24 protein-coding genes and 1 tRNA gene are annotated in these 26,377 nt (G+C 50.4%); 18 read left to right on the forward strand and 7 right to left on the reverse strand.

The genetic code is table 11. From position 1 onward, the window contains the following. The first annotated feature begins 75 nt into the window (after window positions 1-75). Window positions 76-945, forward strand: coding sequence for an acyltransferase (locus tag NZM04_09090; GenBank protein MCS7064178.1), 870 nt, complete (start codon window positions 76-78; stop codon window positions 943-945). A 20-nt stretch (window positions 946-965) separates the two neighbouring features. Here the strand turns inward: NZM04_09090 and NZM04_09095 are convergent, their stop codons facing one another. Then, window positions 966-1,751 carry a thiazole synthase gene (locus tag NZM04_09095; GenBank protein MCS7064179.1) on the reverse strand — a complete coding sequence of 262 codons (786 nt, stop codon included), beginning with the start codon at window positions 1,749-1,751 and terminating at the stop codon, window positions 966-968. Window positions 1,752-1,850: 99 nt separating this feature from the next. Here NZM04_09095 and NZM04_09100 point away from each other — a divergent pair, with 99 nt between their 5' ends. From NZM04_09100 to NZM04_09110, 3 genes are read left to right on the forward strand one after another with little or no spacing between them, the layout of a single operon-like run. Further along, window positions 1,851-2,165, forward strand: a complete 315-nt coding sequence (locus tag NZM04_09100; GenBank protein MCS7064180.1) for a hypothetical protein — start codon at window positions 1,851-1,853, stop codon at window positions 2,163-2,165. A 51-nt stretch (window positions 2,166-2,216) separates the two neighbouring features. Continuing rightward, on the forward strand, window positions 2,217-3,233 hold the full coding sequence (locus NZM04_09105) for a GTP-binding protein (protein MCS7064181.1): 1,017 nt from the start codon (window positions 2,217-2,219) through the stop codon (window positions 3,231-3,233). Between the two features lie 6 nt (window positions 3,234-3,239). Next, a complete protein-coding gene (locus tag NZM04_09110) occupies window positions 3,240-3,866 on the forward strand; it encodes a TRIC cation channel family protein (protein ID MCS7064182.1) in 627 nt (208 codons plus the stop codon). Here the strand turns inward: NZM04_09110 and NZM04_09115 are convergent. Then, window positions 3,859-4,635: a hypothetical protein gene (locus NZM04_09115; GenBank protein MCS7064183.1), complete on the reverse strand. Its 777-nt coding sequence runs from the start codon at window positions 4,633-4,635 to the stop codon at window positions 3,859-3,861. The genes NZM04_09110 and NZM04_09115 overlap by 8 nt on opposite strands. A 19-nt stretch (window positions 4,636-4,654) precedes the next feature. Between NZM04_09115 and NZM04_09120 the strand changes: the two genes are divergently transcribed. Both NZM04_09120 and NZM04_09125 read left to right on the forward strand, forming a co-directional pair. Further along, window positions 4,655-5,731, forward strand: a complete 1,077-nt coding sequence (locus NZM04_09120) for an alanine--glyoxylate aminotransferase family protein (GenBank protein ID MCS7064184.1) — start codon at window positions 4,655-4,657, stop codon at window positions 5,729-5,731. 17 nt (window positions 5,732-5,748) lie between these two features. After that, entirely contained in the window at window positions 5,749-6,816 is a 1,068-nt protein-coding gene (locus tag NZM04_09125; GenBank protein MCS7064185.1) for a M42 family metallopeptidase, read from the forward strand. On the opposite strand, the gene acnA is transcribed toward NZM04_09125, so the two are convergent. Further along, window positions 6,817-9,507, reverse strand: a complete 2,691-nt coding sequence (acnA, locus tag NZM04_09130) for an aconitate hydratase AcnA (protein MCS7064186.1) — start codon at window positions 9,505-9,507, stop codon at window positions 6,817-6,819. It abuts the gene before it with no gap. Between the two features lie 123 nt (window positions 9,508-9,630). On the opposite strand from acnA, the gene coaE reads away from it, so the two are divergent. Both coaE and rho read left to right on the forward strand, forming a co-directional pair. Further along, window positions 9,631-10,224, forward strand: coding sequence for a dephospho-CoA kinase (coaE, locus tag NZM04_09135; protein ID MCS7064187.1), 594 nt, complete (start codon window positions 9,631-9,633; stop codon window positions 10,222-10,224). A gap of 476 nt (window positions 10,225-10,700) precedes the next feature. After that, window positions 10,701-11,942 (forward strand): transcription termination factor Rho, encoded by a 1,242-nt coding sequence (gene rho / locus NZM04_09140; GenBank protein MCS7064188.1) that lies wholly within the window; start codon window positions 10,701-10,703, stop codon window positions 11,940-11,942. A gap of 206 nt (window positions 11,943-12,148) precedes the next feature. Here the strand turns inward: rho and NZM04_09145 are convergent, their stop codons facing one another. After that, window positions 12,149-12,382, reverse strand: coding sequence for a ferredoxin (locus NZM04_09145; GenBank protein MCS7064189.1), 234 nt, complete (start codon window positions 12,380-12,382; stop codon window positions 12,149-12,151). Window positions 12,383-12,489: 107 nt separating this feature from the next. Between NZM04_09145 and NZM04_09150 the strand changes: the two genes are divergently transcribed. Next, a tRNA-Gly gene (locus NZM04_09150) sits at window positions 12,490-12,560 on the forward strand. A 7-nt stretch (window positions 12,561-12,567) separates the two neighbouring features. On the opposite strand, the gene NZM04_09155 is transcribed toward NZM04_09150, so the two are convergent. Next, complete coding sequence (locus NZM04_09155) at window positions 12,568-13,947, reverse strand: MBL fold metallo-hydrolase (protein ID MCS7064190.1); 1,380 nt, start codon at window positions 13,945-13,947, stop codon at window positions 12,568-12,570. 82 nt (window positions 13,948-14,029) lie between these two features. Here NZM04_09155 and NZM04_09160 point away from each other — a divergent pair, with 82 nt between their 5' ends. Beyond that, window positions 14,030-14,851 carry a thymidylate synthase gene (locus NZM04_09160; protein ID MCS7064191.1) on the forward strand — a complete coding sequence of 274 codons (822 nt, stop codon included), beginning with the start codon at window positions 14,030-14,032 and terminating at the stop codon, window positions 14,849-14,851. Between the two features lie 22 nt (window positions 14,852-14,873). On the opposite strand, the gene bioA is transcribed toward NZM04_09160, so the two are convergent. Beyond that, the gene (gene bioA / locus NZM04_09165) at window positions 14,874-16,283 is read right to left on the reverse strand and encodes an adenosylmethionine--8-amino-7-oxononanoate transaminase (GenBank protein MCS7064192.1); all 1,410 of its coding nucleotides are present in this window, start codon (window positions 16,281-16,283) and stop codon (window positions 14,874-14,876) included. 136 nt (window positions 16,284-16,419) lie between these two features. Here bioA and NZM04_09170 point away from each other — a divergent pair, with 136 nt between their 5' ends. After that, window positions 16,420-17,913 carry a protein kinase gene (locus NZM04_09170; protein MCS7064193.1) on the forward strand — a complete coding sequence of 498 codons (1,494 nt, stop codon included), beginning with the start codon at window positions 16,420-16,422 and terminating at the stop codon, window positions 17,911-17,913. 33 nt (window positions 17,914-17,946) lie between these two features. Here the strand turns inward: NZM04_09170 and rpsT are convergent, their stop codons facing one another. Continuing rightward, a complete protein-coding gene (rpsT, locus tag NZM04_09175) occupies window positions 17,947-18,204 on the reverse strand; it encodes a 30S ribosomal protein S20 (GenBank protein ID MCS7064194.1) in 258 nt (85 codons plus the stop codon). 155 nt (window positions 18,205-18,359) lie between these two features. Between rpsT and NZM04_09180 the strand changes: the two genes are divergently transcribed. The 7 genes from NZM04_09180 to NZM04_09210 all read left to right on the forward strand — a co-directional run bounded on the left by NZM04_09180 (window position 18,360) and on the right by NZM04_09210 (window position 26,377). Continuing rightward, window positions 18,360-18,614, forward strand: coding sequence for a 4a-hydroxytetrahydrobiopterin dehydratase (locus NZM04_09180; GenBank protein MCS7064195.1), 255 nt, complete (start codon window positions 18,360-18,362; stop codon window positions 18,612-18,614). 30 nt (window positions 18,615-18,644) lie between these two features. Beyond that, complete coding sequence (locus tag NZM04_09185) at window positions 18,645-20,009, forward strand: aminotransferase class III-fold pyridoxal phosphate-dependent enzyme (protein MCS7064196.1); 1,365 nt, start codon at window positions 18,645-18,647, stop codon at window positions 20,007-20,009. Between the two features lie 74 nt (window positions 20,010-20,083). Next, window positions 20,084-20,941 carry a 3D domain-containing protein gene (locus NZM04_09190; GenBank protein ID MCS7064197.1) on the forward strand — a complete coding sequence of 286 codons (858 nt, stop codon included), beginning with the start codon at window positions 20,084-20,086 and terminating at the stop codon, window positions 20,939-20,941. 24 nt (window positions 20,942-20,965) lie between these two features. Next, on the forward strand, window positions 20,966-22,147 hold the full coding sequence (ribB, locus tag NZM04_09195) for a 3,4-dihydroxy-2-butanone-4-phosphate synthase (GenBank protein MCS7064198.1): 1,182 nt from the start codon (window positions 20,966-20,968) through the stop codon (window positions 22,145-22,147). A 13-nt stretch (window positions 22,148-22,160) separates the two neighbouring features. After that, window positions 22,161-22,580, forward strand: coding sequence for a 6,7-dimethyl-8-ribityllumazine synthase (locus tag NZM04_09200; GenBank protein ID MCS7064199.1), 420 nt, complete (start codon window positions 22,161-22,163; stop codon window positions 22,578-22,580). A 39-nt stretch (window positions 22,581-22,619) separates the two neighbouring features. After that, complete coding sequence (gene nusB, locus NZM04_09205; protein ID MCS7064200.1) at window positions 22,620-23,054, forward strand: transcription antitermination factor NusB; 435 nt, start codon at window positions 22,620-22,622, stop codon at window positions 23,052-23,054. A 227-nt stretch (window positions 23,055-23,281) separates the two neighbouring features. Further along, on the forward strand, window positions 23,282-26,377 hold the full coding sequence (locus NZM04_09210; GenBank protein ID MCS7064201.1) for a hypothetical protein: 3,096 nt from the start codon (window positions 23,282-23,284) through the stop codon (window positions 26,375-26,377).

The following is a 26,377-nucleotide window of genomic DNA, read 5'->3' on the forward strand; positions in this document are numbered from 1 at the left end:
TAAAAACACCTCCATTTGACGCGAAGCAAGCACTCGAAGTCTAATTAGTAATACAGACTAAAATTAAGTAGCACTATGAGCCGGATCGTTCGAGCAGGTCTAATCCAAGCCTCAAGTGCAGGGATTGAGACAACACAGATCAAAAAAATAAAAGAACACTTGATCCAAAAGCATCTTACGTTCGTCGAAGAAGCGGCCCGAGCCGGTGTCCAAGTTCTATGTTTGCAAGAGCTATTTTTTGCCCCGTATTTTTGTGCTGAACAAACAACGCGCTGGTATGAGCTTGCCGAGCGAATTCCCGAGGGGCCAACCACGCGGTTATTTTGTGAGATCGCTCAAAGACACTCAATGGTGATGGTGGTCCCTATCTACGAAGAAGAAGGCGAAGGATTGTTTTACAACGCCGCAGCTGTGATTGATGCAGACGGAAAGTATCTCGGTAAATATCGTAAAAACCACCTTCCTCAATGTGATCCAGGTTTTTGGGAGAAGTTTTACTTTCGTCCTGGAAACTTAGGCTATCCCGTTTTTGAAACGGCCGTCGGCAAGATCGGCGTCTATATCTGCTACGATCGACATTTCCCAGAAGGCGCACGTTGCTTGGGCCTCAATGGCGCCGAGATCGTCTTCAATCCTTCAGCGACCGTTGCTGGTCTGAGCGAATATTTATGGAAATTAGAGCAACCCGCACATGCCGCAGCCAATCAATACTTTATCGGAGCCATAAATCGAGTCGGCGTTGAAAAACCTTGGCAGATCGGGGAATTCTACGGGCAATCCTATTTCTGCAACCCCAGAGGCGAAATTATCCAAATTGCTAGCCGCGATCGAGAAGAAGTTTTAATTGCAGATCTCAATCTCGACATGATCCGAGAAGTGCGGAAGGTCTGGCAATTCTACCGTGATCGGCGACCGGAAACTTACGAAGCGATAACGGCTCCATAAATTAATTTCACTACCCATGACTATACTTTCGAAAAGACTTCCAATGGGCTAGTCGGGTCGGCAACGAGATTGCTAGCAGGCAAGCCTACTTTGTAGGCTAGTCGCCCAGCTTCTACTGCCAAGGCAAACGCTTTCGCCATTTTCAAAGGATCTTCTGCAATCGCTATCGCGGTATTAACAAGCACCGCATCTGCTCCCATCTCCATTGCTGCAGCAGCATGAGAAGGCGCACCTAAACCAGCATCCACAACTACAGGCACCGTGCTTTGTTCTATGATGATTGCAATTTGTGAACGAGTCTCTAGTCCACGATTTGAGCCGATCGGCGCACCGAGCGGCATTACAGCAGCCACTCCTACTTCCTCAAGACGTTTTGCTAATACAGGATCAGCATTGATATAGGGTAAAACCACAAATCCTTCTTTCACCAAAATCTCTGCAGCCTTAAAGGTTTCAATCGGATCGGGAAGCAAGTAACGAGAATCAGGATGAATTTCTAATTTCACCCAAGACGGCAAACCCGCTGCCCTAGCAAGACGAGCTAAACGTATCGCTTCTTCAGCGTTCATCGCACCGCTTGTATTCGGCAAAACCAAATATCTACTCGAGTCGATATGTTCCAGTATATCAGCATATGGGTCTTTTTTTCCGGAAAGATCCGCTCTTCTCAAAGCGACAGTCACAATCTCACAACCACTCGCCTCCAACGCATCCTTCATTACTCTAGTCGAAGAAAACTTGCCTGTGCCGAGTAAAAGTCGCGACTGAAAATTACGATTGGCAATAATTAGCGGGTCACAAGACATGTGACATACTCTACTCAAATCATCAAATAAATCCATGCCCGTTCAATCTACAAATGCTAAATTGCGTTGCGCCCTCTCTCACGGCATTTTAATACCCTTATGAAAACCATCCTCACAATCACTATAATCACGGCAGCACTTATCACCTACCTCTGGGCTAAGAACGACATCTCAGACACCAATCGCATCGTGCATCTTGAAAGAAAAGTTACAGCCCTCGAAAACCGCATCAACCAACTCGAAGAAAAATTAACCCAAGTTCATATCGCTATCCCCGAAATTCAGGGCCAACCCCCACTTACCCAAAATGGCGCTCCCCAAACTGACTCCACCCCGAAAGAATTGAAGAAATTGACGCTCTATGGGCAGACATTCTACATCCTCTCAATTAAGGCAACACAGTTATCTCAGTAATACAAAGCCCTAACTCTCACTGACCTACCCCTTATGAAGGCCCGCCGTAGCATGCTCCGTCAACATAGCAAACTAATCCCGCTTGTTCTCATTACTGGTTTTCTAGGAGCCGGTAAAACTACCCTCCTTCGCAAGCTCGTAGAATCGACCTGCAGCATCCTCCGCAAAAAACCTTATGTCATAATCAACGATTACCAAAACGCCAAAGTAGACTCCTCTTCATTCCAAGCGCTCACCCAAGACATTACCCCAATTGACGGATCATGCGTCTGCTGTGACTCCCGCGTCGCCCTTTTGGAAACTCTTGAACGCATCGCCGCTCAATCTTCTCGCCCTGATATTGTCTATATCGAAGTCAACGGCACCTCCGATGCTGTCGAACTCATCGAAATCCTTGCCCTTGCTGATGCTGCTCAACCTTACGAGCTCCCCATCCACATCAACGTCATTGACCTCTACCGCTGGCAACGACGCGTCTTCCACAACGATCTTGAGCGCTGGCAGACTGCGCCAGCCCACTACGTTCATTTCTCAAGGTTCGACCGCACGGAAGCAGAGCGCATCCACAAAGTCCGTCAAGAAGTTCAAAATATCAACCCACATGCCCAAGAAATAACCAACCTCGATGACTCTTCAATCAGCCAGCTCATAGAATCATGGATACAAGATTCTCCGCATTCCTCCTCTTTTCACCGAGAAAGCAAAACTCTGCATCCAGACGAGGATGTATCTCACTCCCATGTCCACCCTCATTCTCACACCGATCACCACAGTCACTCCTCACATCATCATCTCTCTCACGCCTTCAATGCCCTCGAAATAGCCCTCCCTAATCCTCTCAGTGAACAACAACTGCAAGACTGGATCATTCGACTCCCCGAAAATATTCTTCGTGTAAAAGGACTTTTTGTCGAACCCACGCGGCCGGGTGGCTATACAATTTTTCAACTCGTCCAAGGCTACGACAAAGTAGAATTTATGGACTATAAAGGGAATCCTCCCATCACCCCAACGGCTGTCGTCATCGGCCAAAACTTAAATCCAGCAGATCTCCAATTCACAGCCTAGCAACTTATGGAGCCGTATGAAAAAATCTTACAAATCGTTGATATTCTTGCGCTCTTCATTGCGGGTCTCAGTGGCCTGTCTGCAGCTCGAGAAGCCCGTCTGGATTGGGTTGGCGCGTATGTCTCTGCCCTGCTTTGTGGAATCGGAGGGGGAACGTTACGCGACCTCCTGATCGGGCGGACGCCTGTTTTTTGGCTCAACCAACCGTGGGTGCTTGCGATCCCCCTGCTGGTCATTCTCATAGGAGAAAGCTTCCTCCGTGGTCATTATCAAAACCGCCGATTCTTCCTGGTTGCAGATGCCTTCGCGCTGGCACTCTTCACATGGATAGGAACCCGCATCGCGTTGGCTCATGAGATTTTGTGGTCTGCTCCTCTACTCGGCGCCATCACAGGCACGGCTGGCGGCGTCATGCGTGATTTGATCTGCGGTCGTGTGCCAGTCGTGATGCGAAGCGAGTTTTACGTCAGCGCAGCTCTCCTCGGTGCGATTCTGCAACTCATCCTTTATCATCTGAAAACCCAGGAGATCATCACTCTTTTAGCTGTGATTTTCCTTATCATACTCTTAAGGCTACTAGCTATCCGTTATCACTGGCGCTTGCCATTGGTCGGCACACGCGAGATCACCTAGATGTTCCTCTCGGACGATGCCCGCTCATCGTCACTATTTGAGCGTGTCGGGATCGGATAGTGAGGATCCGCACTTCGTAATCCAACTTAAACATCTTCGGCACAAACCCCAGCCCCTCGATTCGCTGCGCCTCATAATCTAAACGCATAGAGCGCATCGAAGCAAAAAACCATGCCAGATCAATCGATCGACTCAACTCTGCCTCCGTTTTAAGTATGATATAATCCGTTTGAGAAACCCACATTTTGCCTGCCAAGTGTGCCAGCACCTTTTCCATACGATTCGAAAACGGCTTCTGGTCGGCCAAAGGCTTAAATCCTAGAACGTAAGCCGGATATCCGTTCCAAATCGTCTCACCTTCCGTCCACACTTCAAACCTCGGCAACAACTCACTAATCAAAAATGGAGTCACCATTTTTCGAGAATTTAACGTCTTTTCTTCAGCACCTTCACTCTCGGTCTTGACCACACCGCTTTTGTCAGCGACAACACTGAGCAAAGTGCGCGCGCCTGGCCGCACAGTCATACTAAGCTCTTTTTTTTCAATCTCTTGGCCTGCCTCGTTCAATTTACGAGTCAACACATGCTGTTCATACTCGTAGCCTTTCATTTTCTCATGCATCAGCGCATCATGTTTGATGATCAGCTCCAAGATTTTGGAAAGCGGTTTTTTTTGTGCGCAGAGAGGACTCAGCACAGCCAAACTGAAATAAAAAAAACAAATTGCCACCCTCCACGTCACCTCACGAGATTGCATTTTTAAAGCCATGCCATAGCTTGAACCTCCGATGCCACACGTAAAACTTTTTATTCCCGGTCCCGTTGAAGTTTCTGAGAAAACACTACGCGCCTACGCCTCACCTCTCATCGGCCACCGAGGTAAAAGCTTTCAAGAGCTCTACGCCCAAGTCCAACCTAGCCTCCAAAAACTCTTCTACACCCAGCGTCCCGTCTTCCTCTCCACGACTTCAGCTTGGGGCGTAATGGAAGCCGCCATCCGAAACCTAGTAGCCCGCAAAGTGCTCTGCTGCATGAGCGGCGCATTTTCCGATAAATGGTATGATGTCGCTTTGCGTTGCGGAAAAAAAGCTGAAGCACTCCAAGTTCCTTGGGGACAGCCCATCCTCCCCGAAAAAATCGAGGAAAAACTTAAAACCGGGCAATTTGATGCTCTCCTTCTCATTCATAATGAAACATCCACAGGGACCATGAATCCTCTGCCAGAAATCGCTGAAGTTGTGCGCCGTTTCCCAGAAGTCATGTTCATTGTAGACACTGTTTCTTCATTTAGCGTGCTACCTATCTCGCCCGATGCTTTAGGGATCGACGTCATGCTCACAGGCACACAGAAAGCACTCGCTTTACCCCCTGGAGCCTCACTCTTCACCGTCTCAGAGCGCGCTCTTGCCAAAGCCTCTACGATACCTGATCGCGGGTATTATGTTGACTTCGTCGAGTTTCAAAAAAACCACGAAATGAATATGACACCTTCCACACCTTCGATTGGACACTTTTATGCTTTGCGTAGCAAACTTGAAGAGATCGAAACCGAAGGACTTGAAAATCGCTACCGACGTCATCTTAAAAATGCTGAATTAACCCGCCGATGGGCTTTGGAACGAGGTTTTGAGCTCTTTCCAGCAGAAGGATATGCCTCCATCGGCCTAACCTGCATAAAAAACACCCGCAACATCGACGTCCCTAAAATGATTGCACATCTCAAAGAGCACCACTCCTGCATCATCGACGGCGGCTACGGCAAAATCAAAGGCATTACCTTCCGTATTTCCCATATGGGGGACGAAACGCCAGAAAATATCAGCGAGCTCCTCTCTTGGCTCGATGAAGCGATCGCTGCACAGTAAACTTAACTCCGCTAATTATGGATACCCAACAAAAAGAATTCCTAAAACAACTCCTCAACACCCCCAGCCCATCCAGCGGAGAACTAGCACTACAACGGCTCTGGATCGAGTTCGTAAAACCTTACGCGGACGAAATCAAAATAGACGCATACGGCAATGCTATCGCCGTCTGGAATCCTTCCGGAAGCCCACGAATCATGGTTTCGGGACATGGCGACGAAATCGGTTTCATCATTCAATACATCAACGACCAAGGCTTCCTCTATTTCACGACTGTCGGGGGCTCAGATCCCGCTCTTGCAAGAGGACAACGCGTCCACATTCACAATTCGCGTGGGACAGTGCTCGGAGTCATCGGCTCCCTTGCTATTCACATGCAGGATCGAGAAAAGGAAAACAAAGTGCCCGCTTGGCACGAGATGTTTATTGACATCGGCGCGAAGGACAAAAACGAGGCGCTCAGTAAAGTGGCTGTCGGCGATCTCGTCACTTATGCCGTCGGCTATGAACCCATCCATGACCGATATTTCATTGCCAGAGGGTGTGACAACCGAGTAGGCTCGTTTGTAGCGGCTCAAGTGTTGCGCCGTTGCGCGGAAACAAAAAAATCTCAGGCCGCGGTGATTGCCGTTTCCACAATTCAAGAGGAAAACGGACTATATGGTGCAGCAATGGTCGGATACAGCATCCATCCTGATGCAGCACTGGTAGTTGATGTCGCGCAAGCCACAGATATCCCCATTGCAGATAAAAAACGGTTTTGCGAAGTATCACTAGGCAAAGGCCCTACATTAAATCGCGGCAGTGCGAACCATCCGCTGCTAGTTGAGAAATTGCGTCAAGTCGCCGAATCGCATTCCATCCCGTTCCAATGGGCCACGGACCCCCGATCGACAGGCACGGATGCCGACGCTATCTTTCGCCAACGCGGTGGTATACCCACTGCTGCCATTGGCCTGCCCAATCGCTACATGCATTCTCCAATTGAGATGCTCGCATATGACGATCTCGATCAATGCATCAACCTCATTCAGGCGTTTTTAGAAGACATCAACCCCGACACGTCTTTTGCACATCAACTTTGATCAAGACCGAGTCGTCAAAATTTGACGAAGCACATACGGCAAGATCCCCCCATGACGATAGTAATCCACTTCAACAGGCGTATCGATTCGGCATAAAATCGGCACGCGGACGACCTCACCGCTGGAGCGTTGTATCTCTAAGGTCAGTTGCTGGCGAGGTGTCAGATTGTCCGACAGATCGGGGATAGAATAAATCTCAGTGCCATCCAGTTGTAGACTCGCGGCACTGGTGCCTTCCATGAACGTGCATGGCAGCACACCCATTCCTACAAGGTTAGAACGATGGATGCGCTCGAAGCTTTGCGCCACGACAGCCCGCACGCCTAAAAGACGCGTGCCTTTCGCCGCCCAGTCTCTTGATGAACCTGTTCCATATTCTTGGCCTGCGATGACAATCAGAGGTATCTTCCGGCGCGCATATTCAAGCGCCGCATCGTAAATAGACATTTTAGTTCCCTCTGGTTGTAGCAACGTATAGCCGCCCTCCTCTCCGCCTAGCATGAGGTTTTTGATCCGCACGTTGGCAAATGTGCCGCGGGTCATCACTCGATCGTTACCGCGGCGTGAACCATACGAATTGAAATCAGCCTCTGTTACTCCGTTTTCTAAAAGGTAACGTCCAGCAGGCGAATTTTTCTTGATCGAGCCTGCAGGAGAAATGTGATCTGTGGTAACGGAATCGCCAAAGATGCCTAAAACTCGCGCTCCGCGAATCGATGTAATCGAGTCTGGTTCAAGAGCGAACGACTCAAAAAATGGAGGCTCTTGAATGTAGGTAGATCGCGGATTCCAAGCGTAGGTTAATCCTGTCGATGTCGGTATTTCATTCCATGCAGGATTTTGTTTCTCAAAATCTCGATAGAGCGCGCGAAAGACCTCGGGATTCAATGCGGCTTTAAGTTCTGCGCGAATTTCATCGAGGGTCGGCCACAAATCGCGAAGGTAAACCGGCTCGCCTTGAGGCGTGAAGCCAAGCGGCTCCCGAGTAAGATCGATGTCAATTCTGCCTGCAATCGCATAGGCCACAACTAAGGGAGGAGACATGAGGAAATTCGCGCGTATGGAAGGATGGACACGAGCTTCAAAATTCCGATTTCCTGAAAGAACGCTCGCCACAACCAAATTGCGAGCTTGGATTTGTTGTTCCAGTTCCGCATCCAACGGGCCTGAATTTCCGATGCACGTTGTGCAACCATAGCCCACAGTGTGAAACCGCAGTTGATCAAGGTAAGCTTGCAAACCTGTCTTTTGTAAATAATCGGTGACAACACGGGACCCTGGAGCAAGAGAAGCTTTTACATAACTCGGTGTCCTCAGACCGCGCTCCACAGCCTTCTTAGCGAGGATCCCAGCTGCAAGCATCACAGAGGGATTGCTGGTGTTGGTGCAAGACGTAATGGCTGCTATGAGGATCGAACCATCGCCTATTTCCTTGTGGTTGGGTGAGACAAGTTGTGTTTTGCCAAAGCCATTTTGAATGATCGGTTGTGTGAGAGTAGCGATGAAGGTTTCCTTCACTCGATTGAGCGGAATGCGGTCTTGGGGGCGTTTTGGACCTGCAACACTCGGCTCGACCGTAGCAAGATCAAGATGTAAGACTTGGCTGTATTCAATTTCCGTATCGTCTCCAGGGATGCCAAAAATCTCTTGGGCACGGTAGTAAGCCTCTATGAGGTCCAGATGTGCCTCATCTCGCCCTGTGCCGCGCAAGTAAGTAAGGGCTTCCTCATCAAACGGAAAATATCCCATGGTCGCCCCATATTCGGGAGCCATGTTTGCTATCGTGGCACGATCGGGCAGAGGCAGCGATTGGGCGCCACTACCAAAGAATTCAACAAACTTCCCTACGACCTTAGCTTTCCTGAGCATCTCTGTCACCGTTAAGGCAACATCCGTCGCGGTGACGCCCTCTCGCAAGGCGCCGGTTAGTTTTACTCCGACAACTTCCGGAGTCAGGAAATACACTGGTTGGCCAAGCATTCCGGCTTCGGCCTCGATCCCGCCCACGCCCCATCCGACAATTCCCAAGCCGTTAATCATCGTTGTATGGGAATCCGTTCCGACAAGCGTATCGGGATAAACAGTGCCGTTAGCATCTTCCAAAACGGCTTTCGCCAGATACTCAAGGTTCACTTGATGCACTATTCCAATCCCTGGCGGAATGACCCTGAAGGTGCGGAAGGCTTGTTGTCCCCATTTAAGGAATTCGTAGCGTTCGCGATTTCGCTGAAATTCAAGCTCAAGATTTCGCGCAAGCGCATCAGGACTACCCGCTACATCCACTTGCACAGAATGATCCACAACTAGATCTACAGGCACTAGTGGCTCGATGATCGCTGGGTCTCTTTTAAGCCGACTCACAGCCGATCGCATCGCCGCTAGATCCACTAGCAAAGGCACTCCAGTAAAATCTTGCAGCACTATACGCGCTACAATGAAAGGGATCTCTTCCGGTGCCGGTGCTGAAGCTTTCCACTGCGCCAGCGAGCGTATGTGATCTACCGTAATCCGTTTTTCATCGTAATTGCGCAGCAACGACTCCAGAACAATACGAAGAGAGATCGGCAGTCTTGAGATCTTCCCGATCCCCTGTTTTTCTAGCATCGGCAAAGAGTAGTAATAAAACAAACGACCTTTACTCGTGCGTGCTGATTGTCGTGTTGAAAAAAGGTTATGCGGCGATGTGCTCATAACTTTAAATCTAGAACCGCTAGAGTGGCGAGGTTCAAGAAGAGTTTCAAGAAGGAGTTGCATCAAGCGGTCGGGAAAAGATTGGCGATCCTTTTTTCAGATATCTAGTATCCCCCCTGCTGTATGAAAAAACGTATCTGGGGGCTGACCGGTGGAATCGCCTGCGGCAAAAGCACCGCTGCTGAAATGCTCAAAAAAATGGGCTGGAAAATTCTTGATGCTGACACCATCGCCCATGAGTTGATGGCGCCAGGCCAAATAAACTGGAAATTAATCGTTGACAACTTCGGCACAAGTATTCTAAAAGACAATTTAGAAATTAATCGTTCAGCCCTAGCTGAAAAAGTCTTCGCACATCCAGAGGAATTGCAACTCCTCAACAAACTTACCCATCCTAACATCTGTGCTAACCTCCTCACTCAAATCGAACATCACCGAGCCCACCAAGCCTCAACCCCCCTGCTCGTCGTAGTGCCGCTCCTTTATGAAATCGATTTCGTTGCACCTTTTGACGCTATCCTCGTTGTCGCAGCATCCCTTGCTATCCAAAAACATCGCCTCATCCAACGCGGCCTCACAGAATCTGCCATCCAAGCACGCCTCAAAGCTCAGTGGCCCCTACAAGAAAAAATCACACGTGCCGATTGCGTCATCTGGAACGACGGCTCGTTGGAAACTCTCCACATGCAGATAAACGTTTTTCAATCCCAAATTTAATTCATCAGTGAAGTTTTCAATACTCCATCCCCAAAAAAACTATGCCTAACAACAACTATCGTCGTCGCCGTTATCGCCGCTCTCTAAGAAACCGTGACTCCAATTCTGAATACTACCCCCCCCCTTTAGACGAACACGATTACGAACAGCCTCCTGAAGAATACCTCCCATCGGCCTCCGCTCCCGCTACTACTGCTACAACGGAGACCACCACAGAGACCACCACTGCCGACCCCATCTCAGAATCTCCTACACCAAAGTCAACCCCAGAGGAAAGCGCAACGCCGTCCGCGCCGCCACCGGTTTCGCCAGAACAAACCCCACAAACAAGTTCACTAACTACCCCCTCTGTCCCAGAAAATCTCCCTCCCCCCACATCTGAGCCTTCTACACCAGCGACCCCTCAAGACTCAGAGCCTTCATCGGCCCCTCCCCCTCCACCCTTACCTCCCGGCCCTCCACTACATCTAAGCGAGTTGCAAGCTAAGCCTTTCAACGAGCTTCGCGCCCTAGCCGCTGAATATGCCATCGAAAACGCCGGCATGATACGCAAAAGCGATTTGATCTTTGAGATACTCCGCCGCAACGCCGCTCGCAACGGACCCATATTCGGATCAGGCGTGCTCGACATCTACCCCGACGGCTACGGCTTCCTTCGCTCCCCCTCCTACAACTACCTCGCCACACCTGAAGATATCTACGTCCCTAGCCAAGTCGTAAAGCGCTACGGCCTCAAAAAAGGCCACACAATTTCCGGCCCAATCCGTCCCCCAAAAGAACGGGAACGTTACTTCTCCCTCATCCGTGTCGATCTCATCGAAAACGAAGACCCAGAGCTCGTCCGCAACCGCGTTTTCTTCGATAACCTAAAACCGCTCTTCCCCAACCGCCGCATCATCCTTGAAGGCAAAAACGGTGACCTCTCCATGCGTGCCATGGACCTCATCACCCCAATTGGTTTTGGCCAACGCGGTTTAATCGTCGCCCCACCCCGCACAGGCAAAACCGTCCTCCTACAAAAGATCGCCAACGCCATTTCCGAAAATCACCCCGAAGCCATCCTCATAGTGCTCCTCGTAGATGAGCGCCCAGAAGAAGTCACCGACATGGAGCGATCCGTCAAAGGCGAAGTCATCTCCGCCACATTTGACGAGCCACCTGAGCGACACATCCAAGTCGCAGAAATGACCATCGAGCGCGCCAAACGACTAGCCGAAAACAAAAAAGACGTCGTCATCCTCCTCGACTCCATCACACGTCTCGCTCGCGCCTACAACACCGTCCAACCCCACAGCGGAAAAATTCTCACCGGTGGTATCGACGCCAATGCATTTCAAAAACCCAAACGCATCTTCGGTGCCGCGCGAAATATCGAAGAAGGCGGCTCCATAACCATCATCGCTACAGCCCTCGTAGATACAGGCTCTAAAATGGACGACTTCATCTTCGAAGAATTCAAAGGCACCGGCAACATGGAGATCCATCTCGACCGCGCTCTCGTAGACAAGCGCATCTACCCTGCCATCAACATCCCCAAAAGCGGCACCCGCAGAGAAGAGCTCCTCTACCACCCAGATGAGTTGCCACGCATCCATGTGCTACGGCGAGCCCTCGCCTCCCTCCCACCCACAGAAGGCATGGAAGTCCTCTTGCAGCGTCTCAAGAAAACGAAAAACAACGTCGAGTTCCTCCTAGCGCTAAATTTGAAAGAGTTTTAACCTCCCTACACGTCAAAGAAACAACCACCTCGAACCATTCGAAAAAACTGCAACGTGCAGCACCGAGCAGCAGAAAGCCCTACAGCCTTCTGTCCCCTTTCCCACTAAAAAACTACCACCTAGCCCGATAAGCCACCTCTTAAAACAAACAAACAAAACCAAATAATGAATTAAAAAGCCCAACAACACCCCTGGCTTCAGAGCCATCAAGCCCCATCATTCCCGATCGCCTCGACAGGACAACCTTCCATAGCTTGCTTGCACTCCTCTTCCTCCTCAGGAGTTTCAGGCTGCTTGTAAACATAAGAATATCCCCCGTCGTCTTGACGAGTGAAATTCTTAGGAGCCGTCTCACGACAAAGGTCACAGTCTATGCAGTTACTATCTACATAATAACGACCGGGAACATTCTCCGGATAACGGTTCTTGATATCTGCCATAGAAACGTCAATCTAATGCAAAACGCACAACACGCAAGTTTTTACGGCATCGACGCCCACAAAAAACTTGATTCCATAGGCCTCTCTCACCCATAATTTAACACGTCGCGGGCGTAGTTTAGTGGTAGAACGTGGGCTTCCCAAGCCTGAGGTGAGAGTTCGATTCTCTTCGCCCGCAGAGAACCTCAAAACTCAATCCTGCTCCCCAATTCAGGCAAGATTACCTCCGGCGCACCTGCACTCTTCAATGATTCCCGCAAAGCCTCCCGAGCCACTGCCTCTCCATGCACTAAAACAGCCCGCGGATGACAGGGCAGCAACTTCTTAAACCAGTCCACAAGTTCAGTCTGCCCTGCATGCGCACTAAACCCTCCCAGGGTGTGAATCGAGGCCCTTACAGCGATCTCTTCCCCCAAAATCCGCACCCTCTTTTCTCCATCCACCAGACGGCGACCTAAGCTACCTTTCACTTGATATCCCACGATGATTACGCTCGTCTCCTCCCTCCAGAGATGATGTTTAAGGTGATGAAGAATCCTGCCGGCCTGACACATCCCTGACCCCGCGATGATGATAGCAGGCCCTTCGACATGGTTGATAGCCATGGATTCCTCAGGCGTCTGCGTAAATTGGACTTGCTTCCAAAGCGCGTCCACAGCCCCTAAATCCGTGAGCCTTTGCGTGCACTCGTCAAACAAATAAGCATGCCGTTGATAAATATCCGTGGCCCGTGCAGCCATAGGACTATCTACAAAGATAGGCACTCCCTCGAGCTGCTCACTTACCATCAACTCCGCCAGATAATAAAGAAGCTGCTGGGTCCGACCGACCGCAAATGAAGGCACCAACACCTTGCCCCTCCGTGTGAGAGTAGAGAGAACGATATTCTTGAATTCCTCCGTAGTCACCTCGATCGGCTTATGATCTCGATCGCCATATGTGCTCTCCATAAACACCCCATCCGCACACTCATAAGGCTCCGGATCCTTTAAAAGAGGAAGATTACGAGGGCCAATGTCGCCTGAAAAAACTACTGTCCGCCCTTCCGCTCTCACCTCCACACTTGCGCTACCCAATATATGGCCAGCTTCTCGTAGACTTACCGTCACACCCTCGGCAATGTTCACAGGGTGACGATAGTCAAGCGGCCGCAGCAGCTGCACCACTCGCGCGACGTCTTCCATTGTAAACAAAGGCGTTTGCAGCGGCCGCCCCGCTCGCTCCAGCCGGCGATTGAGGCGGAGAGTATCCTGTGCCTGCACTTTAGCAGCGTCTGTCAAGACAAGCTCAACTAATTCTAGCGTTGCCGATGTGCCGTAGATTGGCCTGTCGTAGCCAGTTTTTACTAGCAACGGCAATCGCCCCACATGATCCAGATGCGCATGGGTCAACACCACGCCATCTAACCTCTTCCCTGCGATCGAATCGGGGATGATATTTTTTTGCGTCGCATCATCCCCGCTTTGAAAAAGACCGCAATCAATCAAAACGTCCGCTTGCTTCGTACGAAGATGAAAACATGATCCCGTCACCTCACCCGCCGCGCCATAGCACGTCACTTCCATGTCTCATAAATAGCTTTCTGTAAAAGCCCGACAAGGTTACTTACTTGTAGAGGCAGGGGGAAACTGGTTGTATCATACAGCGATGGCATCTACTTCTCTCAACCCACACGATGAGATTTACCATCAGCTCTTGCGCAATGTCTTAGACAACGGCCACCCTCGACCAGACCGGACGGGTGTCGGCACTCTTTCACTCTTTGGCACTCAGGTGCGATTCGACTTGCGAATCGGGTTCCCCTTGATCACGACTAAAAAAGTCCATTTCAAATCTATCGCCCATGAGTTACTTTGGTTTTTGAGAGGGGAGACAAACGTCCGCTCCTTACAAGCAGTCGGCGTCACGATCTGGGATGAATGGGCAGACGAAGACGGTGATCTCGGCCCCGTATATGGAGCACAGTGGCGTCACTGGAAAAAAGCTTCAGGAGGGGAAGTGGATCAAATTCGCGAGTTAATAGATCAGTTGCGACGCGATCCGTATTCACGACGTCATCTGCTCACAGCTTGGAATCCAGCCGACCTACCGAAAATGGCCCTAGCACCGTGCCACGTCCTATGCCAGTTTTACGTTCATAAAGGGCGTCTTTCTGCACAATTGTATCAACGCAGCGCGGATTTGTTCTTGGGTGTGCCGTTTAATATTGCCTCATACGCACTCTTGACCCACATATTGGCTCATCTATGCGGATATGAGGTCGGAGAATTCATTCATACCTTCGGAGACCTCCACTTATACACGAATCACTTGGAACAAGCTAAAATTCAGCTTGCACGATCGTCGTTTCCCCCTCCTCAACTGAGAATCGCCAGTGAAGTCCGCGAGATTGATGAGCTACGCTACGAGCACATTCTGCTCAGCAACTATCAACATCATCCCGCCATACCTGCCCCCGTGGCTGTTTAGAATGATTCCCCAAGCTACAGCCTCAGGCTGCCTGAACGTCAAAAGGTAAGACTTCTACCAAAGCTCGCCACAAAGCATCAATCATTCGGCTAAGCTCATCCGGAAGCGTCGTCAACGGCGGAATCAAGATCAACGTAGCGTGTATGCCACGAGTGAGAAGACCATACTGACGGGCTCGCTCGCAAATATGGTAAGCCAGACGCGCCTCCGTCGGAAAAGATTCTTTGGTATGGCGATTTTGAACGAGCTCGATGGCCAATATAAAGCCCTCCTGGCGGACATCCCCGACGTTGGGATGACGCCAAAAACGCTGAGATTCCTCGCGCATTTGATCGATTAGCGGCTGCAGTCGTGACAATGTTTTTTCTTTTTCAAACAACCGCAGATTAGCTAGGGCAGCCGCACAACTCGGCGGATGGCCGCTGTAACTGTGGCCGTGAAAAAAAGTATGATGAAAAGGCCCGTTGAATTTCTGAAAAATCTCTTCACGCACAAGTGTAGCTGCGATCGGCATCGTCCCCCCACTGAGCCCTTTCCCAAGCACTAGGATCGAAGGCGGGGTGATTTCTTGCTCAAATGCAAAAAGGGTTCCTGTGCGACCAAAGCCTGTGAGAATTTCATCCAAAATCCAATAAGCTCCGGAAGCCTCAATAATAGGCCGTGCACGGGAGAGGTAACCATGCGGATGCATCCACATGCCCGCAGCACCTTGCACGCGCGGCTCCATGATCACCGCAGCAAGTTGATCATTTTCTTGAGCGACGGCCTCTTCAAGCTGCTCGATGCATTGCCACTCACATTGACGCGAGAGCCGCGCGTCATAGGGGGAAAACGGTGCGATATTGTGCGGGCAACGGTAACATGCCGGCGCCATCACTTTTCTGGAGTCAAAGAGCAACGGTCGAAAAGGTTCATGCATGGCCTCAGAGCCACCCAAGCTCATCGCGCCTACGGTGTCGCCATGGTAGCTACCTTGAAAAGTGATGAATCGGCGGCGCTGCGGCTGCGTTGATTGTTGCCAGGCTTGGTATGCAATTTTAAGAGCAGCTTCGACGGCTGACGAGCCATCGCTTGAGTAGAAGACGCGGTGTTGTCCGCCTGAGACGCGCTCTGAAAGCGCAACGGCCAATTCAATCGCAGCAGGATGAGTCTGGCCGAGAAATGAAAGATGATCGAGTTGATGAAGCTGATCGATGATAGCACGCAAAATTTCAGGATGATTGTGCCCGTGAATATTTGTCCAAATAGAGCTGTTTCCGTCGAGAAAAGTCCGACCATCTTCAGCGATCAGTGTGCGGCCGCGGCTCGATACGATACAGAGCGGCTCGTAATTAGGGTCGAGCCACGAATTATTTGGCGTGAATGGATGCCAGAGATAACGTTGATCAAGCCGGCTCCAGTTCTGAGAATTCAGAGGACCATTCGGCGACATGAGTTTTGCCTAACGGCAATCGTTTATGGACGGAGAAGAGTAGGTTATGCAAGCGCAATGAGGTGTGACGTTTTCGCCATCTTGATGACGATATGGTCACTTGCGATGTTGAGAAAGAAAAGTTAAAAAATCATTTATGGCAACGGAAGATCCTACGAGTGAGCCGCGCTATAGCCATTTTGAAAAGATCGGGGAGGGAGGCCTAGGTGAAGTATATAAAGCTTGGGATAACCAACTTCAACGGTGGGTTGCGATCAAGCGCGTCACGACGCCCAGTGGCACACTTGACAACACCGCTTCTCTGACAGCATGGCAAGAGGCGATGAGGCTCGCATCTTTTTCGCATCCGCATATTGTCACCGTCTATGATTTTGGACGTGACGAAGCCGGCAGCTACGTCGTGATGGAGTATTTGGACGGTGAGACGCTAGAGGCTTACGTAGAGCGCAACGGCGCGTTGTCAGAAAAAGATTTCATTGAGCTGATGAAACAAATCCTGGAAGGCCTCATCGCTGCTCATCAAAAAACGCTTATCCACCGAGATCTAAAGCCAGGCAATATCATGATCACAAAGTTACCCAGCGGCCGGTTTCAGGCAAAGATTTTGGATTTTGGTTTGGCCGGGTTTTTGAAGGGAGCGCGGATCCAATCTGTAGATGCAAGCGGATCACTGTTTGGCTCCGTCTATTACATGGCTCCCGAGCAATGTCAGGGCGGCACAATTGACGCGCGGGCTGATTTATATGCTCTGGGATGTATCGGCTATTTCTGTTTAACTGGCAGACGCGCTTTCGACGGAGACAGCGTGGATGAAGTGATGCAAGCTCATTTGGAGCATCGTTTCGTGCCCTTGCTCCAACTTCGTCCCGATCTCGCTGCTCCCCTTGCCCAATGGGTTGAGCAACTTATGAGTTTATCCCCAGACCAGCGTCCTTCCTCTGCAGCCCTTGCTCTTCAAAGCCTGAATTCACTGCTGGGTGGCAGTAGCCAGACGCAACACAAAAGTCCAAGCGGAAAACCCAATTATACACATGCCTCTGCTCAACAAACCCGCCCATCCGCTCCTGTAGCTGCATCCCCAGTAGGAACGGAAAATCGTTCTGCGATATTTTGGACTTGGAGCCTTACCGCACTGGCCTTGGTCGCCGCAATCGGTTTTTGGTTCTATCATACAAACTCAAAAACCACTGCAACTCCGGCGCCTAACCAAGCATCGGTGCCTTCTGTGCCCAGCATAAGCCAGCAGGCTCCCCCTTCAGCGACTCCGCAAACAACTGCCACCGAGCCTTCCAACCCACAGGCTGAAAAATCTTCGGTTCAGCATTTTGACCCACGAGACCTAGAGGGATTGCGCGCACAGATAGGGCGTCGCGTAACGGTGAAAGGACGAGCTGAACGCTGGGGCAAAAATAAAGCCGGCACATTGTTTTACTTAAATTTTGACCAAGACTACCGCAAAGCTCTGGCACTGGTCATCCGAGCACAACGTTTCCTCGAGGAGGACCAGCAACAAGCTTTGGAGAAACTCGTTGGTAAGGATATTGAATACACTGGTAAGGTCAGTGAGTTTGAGGGAAGGCTACAAATATTCGTGGATGAGATTGAAAATATCCGCGTCCTCACGCCATAATTGGCGCAATAGCCAGAAACACACCTGAAAATCTTATTTAGCCAACAGAGCTGCCAGACGCGCTTTTCTGCGGTTAGCGTTGTTTCTATGCAAGGTGCCTTTTTTAACGGCTTTATCTAAAGCAGACTGCACGAGGGGGAATAACTTCTGAGCTTCTTCCTTTTTGCCGCTTTTGATCAAAGCGCGAAACTGCTTTTCCGCGGAGCGCGCTTTGTTCTTGATGATTCGATTGATAGCTCGGCGACGCAAAGCTTTACGGGCTTGCTTAGCTGCTGAACGTGTATTGGCCATAGTTTGCGAGCTAGCAAAAACTTTTATTCCGTCAAGCTACAGGCCGTGCAAACGAAGACACAGCCTATAGCGCACAAAGCACATGCTTCCTCGATAATCCATAGACTTTTGTGTGAACGGTGCTTAAGTTGAAATCAGAAAGCAAATCCACGATTATGAAACCCTCAATCCCGACCCCTTGGCAAGAGACATCGGACGGCCTCAAAGGCACTTTCGTTTTCAAAGATTTTCAAAGTGCGATGGCTTTCGTAAACGCTGTGGCTCAAGTCGCAGAAAACGAAAATCATCACCCCGACATAGACATTCGTTGGAACAAGGTGCACCTCACTCTGATCACTCACGATGCAGGTCACCGAATTACTGAAAAGGATTACCGCTTAGCGGCTCTCATTTCTGAGCTCAAAAAGTGAGTTGCAGAGTTTGCCTCTACCATCGGCTTCATGCTGCCGCACCTCGTCACTTCGATTCCTGGGCCGCGAAGCAAGGCTTTAGCAGAGACGTTGGCACGTTATGAATGCCGCAATATAACGTTTCTGAGCCCAGAATTTCCAATTTTTTGGGAACGGGCGCGATGGGCCAATGTGTGGGACGTAGACGGCAACCGCTACTTGGATTTCACAAGCGCTTTCGGAGTCGCCGGTAACGGTTTTACTCCACAAGCGGTAGTGGAAGCTATACAGCATCAGGCATCGCTTTTAATCCACGGCATGGGTGATGTGCATCCTCACATGCCTAAGGTGGATTTGTGCCGCATCCTCTCAGCTTTGACGTATGAAAGCTGGGGGATAGGGGAAGGCAAAACCATTTTGACCAACTCCGGCTCGGAAGCCGTAGAAGCGGCCCTAGCGACAGCCTATCTCGCCACTGGCAAACCTGGTGTGATCGCCTTTGATGGCGGATATCACGGGTTAACATTAGCCGCTCGATCCGCCACTGGACTTCAGGAATTCCGTCTACCGTTTTCAAAACTAATTTTGCCAGAAATTTTTCATCTCCCTTACCCCACTTGTTATTCCTGCGGACAATCTCCATCAGTATGCCAAACAAGCTGCCGATCCGCATGGGAAGCAGCCCTTGAAGACTTACTCAAAAAAAATCAGGATCGGATCGGCGCAGTGATTGTCGAGCCGATCCAAGGGCGAGGCGGATGCCGGATCCCGCCCGACTGGTTTCTGCCGCGGCTGCGAGAGCTTTGCGACGAAAAAGACTGGCTGTTGATAGCGGACGAAATTTTCACTGGCGGATGGCGAACGGGGCGCCGTTTCGGATGCGATTGGACAGCTACAGTGCCAGATCTGATCTGCCTCAGCAAAGCAATCACAGGAGGATTTCCGCTGGGCGCTTGTGTAGGTCCTGCTTCGTTGATGGATGCAGCTTGGCCGCCCTCACAAGGCGAAGCGCTCTTCACAAGCACACATTTAGGACACCCAATAGGCTGCCGTATGGCTATCGCTGCGATTTCCGGGCTTGAAGATGCCAATGTCCCTGTTCGCGTAACCCAAGCGGGTGATCGGTTATTGAAAATTTTAGAGGGGCTGGCGACCACTTATCCCAGCCTTTGTCGGAATGCGAGAGGAAAAGGATTGATGCTGGGGCTCGACTGCGCAGACATGACTGGGAAACCGTTACCCCAACTTTGTCAACGACTGATAAGTGAGAGTCTCAAGCTTGGCATGTTGATTTTAAGCGGAGGCGCAGAGCATCATACGCTGACGCTCACGCCGCCTTATTGCATAAATCATGAAGAACTAGACTATTTTGAAAGCCGTATGCAGATCATTCTTGCGAGTCTACAGACGCTTTAGCTCTCTTTTAGCTTGGAATTGCTGTAAGAGTTAAGGATTGTTAAAAGCAACATCAAATCGTAAGGGTTAAAGCCATGAAGCTCCTCAATGTAGGCCTACCTTATCGAATCGCGGCCGCGTTACTTATGACTGCGCTTGGATTTTCTGCACCCGCGAAATCCGAGGCTGCTGCTCAAAAGCCTAAAAAAGCTGCTTCGCAAGTTTTAAAAAAATCTGGCAGCACAAAGAAAAAACTCGTGACTAAAAAGCCTTCTGAGAAAAGATCGCGGTATCAGGCGAAGAAAAGAACAGCAAAAAAAAGCTATCGGTTGACCTTCTCTGCCAGGACTCGGAGCAAAAACCAAGGATGGAGGCGACCTTTGCTCGATCACCGAATGGTGGCCAATAAACGATTGGGAGTAGGCCAATTCAATCAAATTCTTGATCCAAGTCTTTGTCTAAAAAAAGCTATTACACATTCATCATCCTCGCCGCGGTCGTTTCATTCAAGAACCAACAGTCGAATCAGCTCCAAAGGATCACGTCTGACGACAAATTCATCACTGGCAACGGGAAGCGGCCGCTTTCCAAAAAATAGTCACCTCGCTCGGATCACCGTTTATTGGGCAAAGGGAAGAGGGACTGACCATTACACTCGGCATCTCCAAAGTGCCACGGGAGTGCGACTCATGCGCGGCCATTGCGCCGTAGATCCACAGGTGATTCCATACGGCAGCGTCGTCCGAGTGCATGGAGTCGGGGACTTCTGGGCGGTGGATACAGGAAGCGCCGTGCGAGCACGCCGTGCAGCACAGCGCTTAGGCCGAACAAAGGAAGAACGAGAGGCAATTGTGGTAGATCTATTTTTCCCGACACGCGCCGAGGCCCTTGCAATGTCGCGGCGAATCCCTCGTTTCACTATGGTGAGTTGGAAAGTGCTGCCTCGATTGTAATTTATCGGCTCAGCACTCTCACGGATGAAAACAAAAAAAAACCTCGTCCCTTCACCCGCTCAGTCTTCTGCAATTCTTAATGAAAAACGTGCTGTCGAAGCCCCCTCCCTTATCGAAGACATCTTATCAGCGTTAAGAAAAGGAGAGATGGTGATAGTGACGGATGACGTCGACCGCGAGAATGAAGGTGATCTCGTCATGGCAGCAAGCAAGGTCACTCCACAAGCGGTTAATTTTATGGCTCGGCACGGCCGTGGATTGATTTGCGTCCCGATGCGACGCGAGAGAGCTGAGAGCCTTAGATTACGGCCGATGGTTGAACAAAACCGCGAAGGATTTCAAACCGACTTCACTGTCTCAGTCGATGCTGCAAAAGGTATCACCACAGGCATTAGTGCAGCAGATCGAGCCAAGACTATTCGCCTCCTAGCCAGTCCTGAAGCGCGCGCCGAAGATTTTGTGCAGCCAGGCCATGTCTTCCCCCTGCAAGCACGTCCCGGCGGCGTGCTTCAGCGTGCAGGACATACAGAGGCCGCCGTAGATCTTATGCTGCTTGCTGGGTTACCGCCCGTTGGTGTCATTTGTGAAATATTAAACGAAGATGGGACGATGGCTCGACAAGAGGATCTAAAACGTTTCCAGAAACTCCACAGGCTGAAGATGTGCTCAATCGGGGACATTGTGCGCTATCGCCGACAGAAGGAGAGTCTGATTGAGTGCGTTCATACCGATCAAATCACAACACGTTGGGGGACCTTTACGATGAAGGTTTACCGTTCAAAACTCGACGGTCAGGAGCATATCGCCATGATCAAAGGAAAGGTGGATCCTGAGCAACCTGTGCTGGTGCGTGTGCATAGTGAAGATTTGTTGAATGATTTATTCCTACAATCAGCAAGAGGCAAACCTACGACCACGCTCGAAAAGGCAATGAGCAAAATTGCTCGCGCTAGGAATGGGGTGTTGCTCTATCTGCGACGCGGCGGCTGCACGAGGGGCGAACTTTCGTCGATCTCACCATATCTTCGCAGGCCAGGCCACTCCCCTTCCTACGAGGAAAGCCGAAGCCTAAGAGATTATGGTCTAGGAGCCCAGATTTTATACGACCTCGGCGTGCGCGAGCTTGTCCTGCTCACCAACCACCCTAAGAAAGTGATCGCGCTAGAGGGTTATGGATTGAGGCTGATTAGTCAACGTCCTCTGTAATTTTTGATTTAACATGCCCACAATTAAAAAGCCATCGGTTGCCATCGTGGTGAGTATCTACCATGCCGAATACACTCTACGACTGGTGAGGAGCGCAAGCGATCTCCTGAGCCAGAACGAAATCCCAGTGGATGTCTTTGAAGCACCGGGGTCGTTTGAAATTCCACTTTTAGTGCAGCGCGCAGCGCGCAGCCGAAAGTATAAAGCCATCATAGCATTTGGCTTGATATGGCAAGGGGAGACCCCTCATGCGATGGAAATACTGCGCGCCGTCACGGACCAGCTCATGGCAATAAGTTTGAAATTTGATCTTCCTGTTCTTCACGGCGTTTTATTCGTCAAAAGCCATCAAGAAGCTCGTGCCCGCTGCGGTGGCTCACTAGATCGCGGAAAGGAATGTGCAGAGGCGGTATTGAAGTTGCTGAAGGAATAAAACATCGTTTTTTTTAACCGTTTCGTTATATAAGCCGCGATGCCGAACGAGCGACGTCTAGGAAGAATCGCCGCTATGCAGTTTTTTTACCAATGGGAAGCCCAGCCAGACAGTCCCTTTGAAAGCCAACTGCAACGTTTCTGGGAGCTACACGAGCAAGCTGAAAAGGCTCGAGGATATGGTGAAGAACTCATCCGAGGGATGAAGGATCGCATCGCTGAGCTTGATGCAATCATCGCTCAATATGTGGATAATTGGGAACTGCCACGCATAGCCCAAGTAGATCGCAACATCCTGCGCGTCGCGGTATATGAAATGAAATACCGCATGGATGTGCCGCCTGTTGTCTCTATCGATGAGGCGATTGAAATTGCCAAACGTTTTAGCAGTGAACAGTCCAGCCGTTTCATCAACGGCGTCCTCGACCGTTACCGCAAAGAGCTTCCTCGTCCAGCTCGCCAGCCTACGAGTTAAAGTCCCGAAATAATTCTATGAAAAAGTCTAAGCCATCATGCAAGAGACGTAAGAAAGATGGCAATTTTTTCAAAAAAATTTAACCATTCCACGTTTTCCCCTTGCTTATATCACCCTGCATGCAATAGTAATAATTAAAATCCGATTCGCTTATGCTAACTATCTTCCGCACATACTCATTCCTATTCACATTATTATTACTCACCTTGGCATTTTTTTGGGTCTGCATGCCCAACTCCAGTGCTCAATCTGGAGCAATCTGGCACATTCCTGACAACACAACCGATTTATCTGGCACTCCGATGCGAGACCCCACAAATCCGACCCTTTCTAACACAAGCGTCATGATCTACCAAGGCCTTTGGAAACCTCCAGGAGGATGGAACCAAACCGGCGGCACCCTCTACTGGCGCAAGGTCGGCACCACCACTTGGAATGCTGTTCCCCTGACTTGGCACGCGAATATCAACCAAAACCAATATTGGAAAGCCTCGATACCGCTTTCCAGCATCGGGGCAGGCCAGGGCGTCCAATATTATATCCGCACAAATTTCGACAACACCACCTCACCACGCTTTCTCTATGGTTGGAATCAACAAACCACCAACGAAGCCACGGCTCAAGCTTCCCCCACAACCTTTTACTTGATACCTCATGTCACCGTTAACGGCGTCAACGCCGACTACACTACTACCAAATTCTTTGTGGACGAGTCCCTCAACGAATCTTTCCCCGTCACCGTCCAAGTCGCCATGGGCAACTCGCCCGTGCAGACTGTCGAAGTCTTTACCAATCTCAACAATCGCAATCGCGCAGCTCTCGATGCCAACAACGACGGGATTCACGACGGCATTTTCCCCCCAGATGGTAATCTGATTACGACTGCCCATACCAACACCTACTACCAAGCTTACACAATGAATCCAGGCCCCGGCGGCAACTACTCTCTCACTCTGAATGCCTCCAAAGCAGGTGCCTATCGACTCACCGTTCGCTGGAAACTCACGGGAGATACCAACTGGACTTGGTGGAGCAAACGCGATCACGCCATCGTCGTCTCCCCCAAACAAGCCCTAGACATTCGCATGTATGAACTCAACGTGCTCAACCAAGAAGCATCTGGCACGACTTACGCCACTCGAAGCACTTGGGAAGACCTCTGGGACGGCCCCGGCGCCATTCACACTAATCCCAATCGCACTAATCAATTTAACCTCGATTACCTCATCAATCTTGGCGTAAACTGGATCTGGTTCCAACCCGTCCATCCTTACGGTGTAGACGGCCGTCACTTAAGCGCGCAGGATATCATGAACCGTGACCCAGGGACGCAAGCAAGCACCTGGATATGGAATAACGGTTCCCCATTTGAAAACGTCCATTACCCCTACGCCCTAGGCTCTCCCTACGCCGTGAAGAATTTCTGGGAGATTGAGCCCCGCATGAGTGCTCAACACAATTCTACAGACAGCATCACAGTCCAGCGTCAAAAAGCGATGCAATCCTTCCTAGCCTTTGCTGCAGCCGCAAAACAAAAAGGGATCAAACTCATGCTCGATGCCGCATTCAATCACACCGCCCACGACGTCGAGCTCGGTGACCTCGGCGCTCAGCTCTTCGGCGGCACGCCCCTTCAAGAAATTCGCAATCAAGAAGTGCGGTTTTTCTCACGCACAGGAAACTATGGCCGCCAGGCAGGAATCGGGCCTGGAGAGGGACCAGCCCCGGCTCCTGATCGTGGTGACTTCGGAAAATGGCTCGACGTAAAAGACGTATTTTTTGGCGTTTACGCAGCCCTAGTCAGGGTTAATCCTGCCGAGAACGGAAATTATTTAAGTGCTGGCGATTGGTTCAACTACTCTGGCGACACAGGCAGCGACCCAGGGTATTTCAACAGTATCACACAAAAAGTATGGCAATATTTTGGCGCCTACATGCCTTATTGGCTCAACAAAACCAACAACGGCATCGCCGGATTGCGCTGCGACTTCGGACAAGGTCTCCCTCCTCAAGCTTGGGAATATATCATCAATCGAGCTCGCTCCCACGATCCGACAGTCGTTTTTATGGCTGAGACTCTCGACGGCGGCACAGGCCAAGGAACTCCCGGATACCGCTCCAACCGACACTTTGACATCCTCAACGAAAATATTCTCTTTGCGCTCAAAAACACAAACTACAACAACCCCACACGGCCTGAACAATCCATCAGCACTACAGACGTTCGTAATATGATGGAGGAGCGACGCAATACATACGGTTATGGCTTAATCCTTCTCAACACCCAGTCACACGACGAAGATAGCTACAACAGTCCATGGCATGCCCTTACAAACTATGCTGCCGCCGCAACTCACGAAGGCGCACCGATGATCTTCCCAGGCCAGGAGCTCGGCATCTCTAAATTCTACGGCTACGAGCTCATGGAGAAAAATTTTGGCAAATTCATCCCCCATTTCAAAACCTACAACTCTATGATGCCCTTGTGGAACGACATTGACTTCGGCAACGATCAACTCTACCCCGTCTACGCTGCTATCAACCGTGCCCGCGCCATGAGCCCCGCCCTCCGCGCACACAACCGCTACTACATCAATCAAACCAACGGCAACCCTCATCCGCAAATTTTCTCCGTTGCCAAATATGAAGTCCCCAATGGCAACCCGGCCATCTACGATGTCGTCTTCGCCTTCGTCAATCTTGGCGTCAATAACAGTAACAACGTGAATAATAATTTCCCAAATGCCGGCACCTTTAACGTCAATGTCACCCAAAACGGAAGTAACCTCTTCGGAATTAACCCCACAGCCTCCTATAATGTCATCAACATCGCTGCCTACACCGGTCCCAACAACTCCAATCCACAGCGCGCATATACTTTCCTCTGGCCAAGCAACCGTTCAGGCAACAGCATCCTCAACGATGGCATCTACGTAGCCCTAAACGCCGTCCCCACAACACCAGGAGGCTGGAGCACCGCTCCTTATGAGCCACAATACCTCAAACTAATGGACATGAATGCTGATAACGACGGCGATGGCTTAACCAACGAACAGGAACGTCAGGCGGGCACCAATCCTCTCGATGCCAATTCTCTTCTGGCTATTGAGAGCATTGAGCCTCTCGCCAACAATCACTTCAAACTCACCTGGAAAAGCGTAGCTGGAAAAACTTATCAGGTGCAATTTACCGACAACCTCAGCACTCCAAACTGGCAAAATCTCGGCTCGCCTATCACTGCAACAGGTTCCACCACCCAGTTCACTGACACCACAGTGCCTCCTACCGCCGTTCGGCGCTTCTATCGGGTGGTGTTAAACTAA

Source organism: Candidatus Methylacidiphilales bacterium (genome assembly GCA_025056655.1).
Classification (GTDB): Bacteria; Verrucomicrobiota; Verrucomicrobiia; order Methylacidiphilales; family JANWVL01; genus JANWVL01.

Coding starts and splice junctions, on each gene's coding strand:
- NZM04_09120 (MCS7064184.1), top strand. CDS start 4,655: ATGCCACACGTAAAACTTTTTATTCCCGGTCCCGTTGAAGTTTCTGAG.
- NZM04_09180 (MCS7064195.1), top strand. CDS start 18,360: ATGAAACCCTCAATCCCGACCCCTTGGCAAGAGACATCGGACGGCCTC.
- coaE (MCS7064187.1), top strand. CDS start 9,631: ATGAAAAAACGTATCTGGGGGCTGACCGGTGGAATCGCCTGCGGCAAA.
- NZM04_09090 (MCS7064178.1), top strand. CDS start 76: ATGAGCCGGATCGTTCGAGCAGGTCTAATCCAAGCCTCAAGTGCAGGG.
- NZM04_09155 (MCS7064190.1), bottom strand. CDS start 13,947: ATGGAAGTGACGTGCTATGGCGCGGCGGGTGAGGTGACGGGATCATGT.
- acnA (MCS7064186.1), bottom strand. CDS start 9,507: ATGAGCACATCGCCGCATAACCTTTTTTCAACACGACAATCAGCACGC.
- NZM04_09160 (MCS7064191.1), top strand. CDS start 14,030: ATGGCATCTACTTCTCTCAACCCACACGATGAGATTTACCATCAGCTC.
- NZM04_09145 (MCS7064189.1), bottom strand. CDS start 12,382: ATGGCAGATATCAAGAACCGTTATCCGGAGAATGTTCCCGGTCGTTAT.
- NZM04_09110 (MCS7064182.1), top strand. CDS start 3,240: ATGGAGCCGTATGAAAAAATCTTACAAATCGTTGATATTCTTGCGCTC.
- NZM04_09200 (MCS7064199.1), top strand. CDS start 22,161: ATGCCCACAATTAAAAAGCCATCGGTTGCCATCGTGGTGAGTATCTAC.
- bioA (MCS7064192.1), bottom strand. CDS start 16,283: ATGTCGCCGAATGGTCCTCTGAATTCTCAGAACTGGAGCCGGCTTGAT.
- ribB (MCS7064198.1), top strand. CDS start 20,966: ATGAAAACAAAAAAAAACCTCGTCCCTTCACCCGCTCAGTCTTCTGCA.
- NZM04_09105 (MCS7064181.1), top strand. CDS start 2,217: ATGCTCCGTCAACATAGCAAACTAATCCCGCTTGTTCTCATTACTGGT.
- NZM04_09190 (MCS7064197.1), top strand. CDS start 20,084: ATGAAGCTCCTCAATGTAGGCCTACCTTATCGAATCGCGGCCGCGTTA.
- nusB (MCS7064200.1), top strand. CDS start 22,620: ATGCCGAACGAGCGACGTCTAGGAAGAATCGCCGCTATGCAGTTTTTT.
- NZM04_09100 (MCS7064180.1), top strand. CDS start 1,851: ATGAAAACCATCCTCACAATCACTATAATCACGGCAGCACTTATCACC.
- NZM04_09095 (MCS7064179.1), bottom strand. CDS start 1,751: ATGTCTTGTGACCCGCTAATTATTGCCAATCGTAATTTTCAGTCGCGA.
- NZM04_09125 (MCS7064185.1), top strand. CDS start 5,749: ATGGATACCCAACAAAAAGAATTCCTAAAACAACTCCTCAACACCCCC.
- rpsT (MCS7064194.1), bottom strand. CDS start 18,204: ATGGCCAATACACGTTCAGCAGCTAAGCAAGCCCGTAAAGCTTTGCGT.
- NZM04_09210 (MCS7064201.1), top strand. CDS start 23,282: ATGCCCAACTCCAGTGCTCAATCTGGAGCAATCTGGCACATTCCTGAC.
- NZM04_09115 (MCS7064183.1), bottom strand. CDS start 4,635: ATGGCTTTAAAAATGCAATCTCGTGAGGTGACGTGGAGGGTGGCAATT.
- NZM04_09170 (MCS7064193.1), top strand. CDS start 16,420: ATGGCAACGGAAGATCCTACGAGTGAGCCGCGCTATAGCCATTTTGAA.
- NZM04_09185 (MCS7064196.1), top strand. CDS start 18,645: ATGCTGCCGCACCTCGTCACTTCGATTCCTGGGCCGCGAAGCAAGGCT.